The sequence below is a fragment of the Pyrobaculum sp. genome, assembly GCF_049971835.1.
Classification (GTDB): Archaea; Thermoproteota; Thermoprotei; order Thermoproteales; family Thermoproteaceae; genus Pyrobaculum.
Genome location: NZ_JBMFKV010000216.1, coordinates 1 through 2,818 on the forward strand (window position 1 = coordinate 1; position 2,818 = coordinate 2,818).

Below are 2,818 nucleotides of genomic sequence, written 5' to 3' on the forward strand. Positions count from 1 at the left end.
CTGTGAGGCAGTACGCAGTGGGCCTGGCGTCGAGGGGCTACGACGTGACTGTGTTGATGCCCAGCCACGGGAGGCACCTGGACCCCAGCCGCGGCTTCGACCTATACCCCCTGGACTTTAGGGCTTGTGGAGAGAGGCGCGGGCTAGACGGCAGGGTGTACCCCTACTGCCTGGGGGCCGAGATGGCGTTTGTCGACGGGGTGAAGGTGGTTATGTTCAAGGGGCTTGACTACGCCACGGGCCACGTATTCGACAGGTGGGGCGTCTACGAACAAGCCGAGGAGAAGGCGGCCTTGCTGGCGCGAGGAGTGGCGGCTTTCGTGGAGAGGTTCGGTCTCCCCGACCTGGTCCACGTAAACGACTGGCCCACCGTGCTGGCGGGCGTCGCCGTGAAGGACATAGGGGAGAGGAGGGGCGTCGCTGTGCCCCTCCTCTTTACCATCCACCTGTCGTGGGGGTATTCCTTCCCGTGGCACTACGCCGAGTGGGCGGGGCTGGCCGACCGGCCGCATCCGGTGTGGCGGGTGTGTTGCCACCGTTTTGAGCACTACAGCTCGGTGTGGGACGAGGGGTGGGGGGGCGTGGAGAGGTTCGGCGTGGTGGAGGCGGACGCCGTGTCGACAGTCAGCTACGGCTATCTGGAGGAGTTGCTGAGGAAGTACGGCGGCTGGATTAGGGAAAAGTCGTGTGTGGTGTACAACTCCACCGACTGGTCGCTTAGAGACGTAGAGGGCGTGTCTGAGGGGGACGCGTGGCGCCTCGTCGAGGAAGTGGAGAGGTTGGGGATCGTCGGGGGGCTGGATAGAGGGGGGTCTCTCTTCCTCGCCGTGGGGAGGGTGACGTCTCAAAAGGGGCTTGACCTCGCAGTGAGGGCTCTTGACTACGCCCCCAGCGCCCGGCTTTTGATATTGGGCATCTCCGCTGGGGAGTGGGGGTACGAGGAGTATGTGAAGAGGCTTGTCTGGGAGAGGCGGGGCAGGGCGGCTCTGAGCTTCGCCAGGGTCGGCCCCAGGCTGTACAAGGCTCTGCACTACGTGGCTAGGGCGGTGGTGATGCCGTCGCGCTGGGAGCCCTTCGGAATTTCCGCCATAGAGGCCATGGCACTGGGGACGCCTGTGGTCGCCACGAAGGTCGGCGGCTTGCCGGAGGTTGTCGACGGCTATGGAGTGCTGGTGGAGCCTGAGGACGTGGAGGGGCTGGGTAGGGCCATGGAGGCCTTGGCCACGGGCAGGCTAAGGCCGCCTAGCCGCGCCGCGGTGTCGCGGTACGTGGACGAGAGGTTTAGACTTAGGAACACCGTGGAGATGCTGGAGCAGTGTTATGAGAAGGCTAGGAAATTTGCATACTACAGAGCCGTCAGTGGATAGGCTGGAGTATTAAGATTTAATAATATGGTTAATCAATTACATGGTTAGAATAGCTATTATTCCAGTGGGGGGAGAGGCTGTTAGGCTGAGACCTCTCACAGTGGAGACGTCTAAGGCGATGGTACGCTTCTTGAACAGGCCGCTGGTGGAGATGTCTATACTACACCTGGCCCGCCAGGGCGTTAGGGAGTTTTACTTCGGGGTGAGGGGGTACTACAACTACCGTGATATATACGACTACTTCCAGGAGGGGAAGTGGTTTAGCGCCAAGTACGGGGTGGACGTGAGGGTGAGGTATATGCCCCGGGTGGAGACGCGCGGCAATGCGGAGGCTGTGCTGGCTACGCTTGAGTACTACGACATAAATGAGCCGGTTTTGGTATTCCAAGGCGATAACATCTTTCAGCTAGACGTGCAGGAGATGTACAACTTCCACAAGTCTAAGAAATCATTCATAACCATAGCCCTTAAGGAGGAGGCGGGCGACTTGAGCGAGTTTGGTGTCGCGGCTGTGGACGAGGATATGCGCATTCTTAGATTTGTGGAGAAGCCCAAGAGGAGAGAGGAGGCCCCCAGTAACTTGGTAAACACCGGCCTCTACCTACTCTCAGAAGACTTCAGGGCCTTCTTCAAGGGCGAGGTGGGCGTGAAGCTGTATTCAGAAGGGAGGCTGGACTTCGGGGGGGACGTCATCCCCACTGTGATTGAGACAGGTCTGCCCGTCTACGGCTATTTAACCCAGGGCTACTGGTTCGACGTAGGGACGCCTCAGCGCTATCTAAAAGCTGTGAAGCATTTACTAAAAGTCTTGACGCCGGCAGACCTGGAGGCCGAGGAGATAGCCCCCTCGGTCTACGCCCAGGGTACAAGCGAGCAGTCAAAGGCGTTGAAAAGTAAGATTGCTGAGGATGTGAAAAGCGGCGTGATAAAGGCGGAGGGCAACGTGTTGCTGGGGAGGCACGTCCAGGTAGGGATTAATACCTACTTGAGGGACTCGGTCGTAGACAACTACGTGGTTATAGGAGAGGACAGCATCGTCGAGGACTCGGTCATAATGGACCGCTCCCATGTTGGAAAAGGCGTGGTTATAAGGAGGTCGATCATCGGCCGCCACGTCTACATCGGAGACGGGGCGGTTATTGAAGACGCGGTAGTTGCAGACGACGCGGTGGTGGGCGCCGGAGCAGCCCTTAGAAATGTAAAGGTGTGGCCTCATAAAAACATCGAGAAAGGTGTAAAGCTCGAGGGCTTCTCGGTATTATAGCCCTTGTCCGCACTTAGCCAGGTAGTTCAAAATCGCCAGCACGATAAAAACAGCCTCCTCCGTCCTTATAGTCTCCACACCCTGCCCCGGGGCGAAGTTTATAAACTTCCCCGCGAGTTTTACGCCGGCTTCTTCCATAATTTCATCTACCCCCTTCCTGGGGCCGCCGAACACCACCAGAGTCCTT

The 2,818-nt window shown here is 58.7% G+C and carries 3 protein-coding genes; 2 read left to right on the forward strand and 1 reads right to left on the reverse strand.

Annotated elements, in window-relative coordinates; all coding sequences use genetic code 11:
- Both ACP5J3_RS12575 and ACP5J3_RS12580 read left to right on the forward strand, forming a co-directional pair.
- On the forward strand, positions 1–1,367 hold a 1,367-nt coding region (locus tag ACP5J3_RS12575; protein ID WP_428496000.1), incomplete at its 5' end, for a glycosyltransferase.
- Between the two features lie 40 nt (positions 1,368–1,407).
- Positions 1,408–2,631 (forward strand): sugar phosphate nucleotidyltransferase, encoded by a 1,224-nt coding sequence (locus ACP5J3_RS12580; RefSeq protein WP_428496001.1) that lies wholly within the window; start codon positions 1,408–1,410, stop codon positions 2,629–2,631.
- Here ACP5J3_RS12580 and ACP5J3_RS12585 read toward each other — a convergent pair.
- Positions 2,626–2,818 (reverse strand): putative RNA uridine N3 methyltransferase (locus tag ACP5J3_RS12585; protein WP_428496002.1); only part of this gene is annotated, 193 nt, incomplete at its 5' end. The two genes, ACP5J3_RS12580 and ACP5J3_RS12585, sit on opposite strands and share 6 nt — an antisense overlap.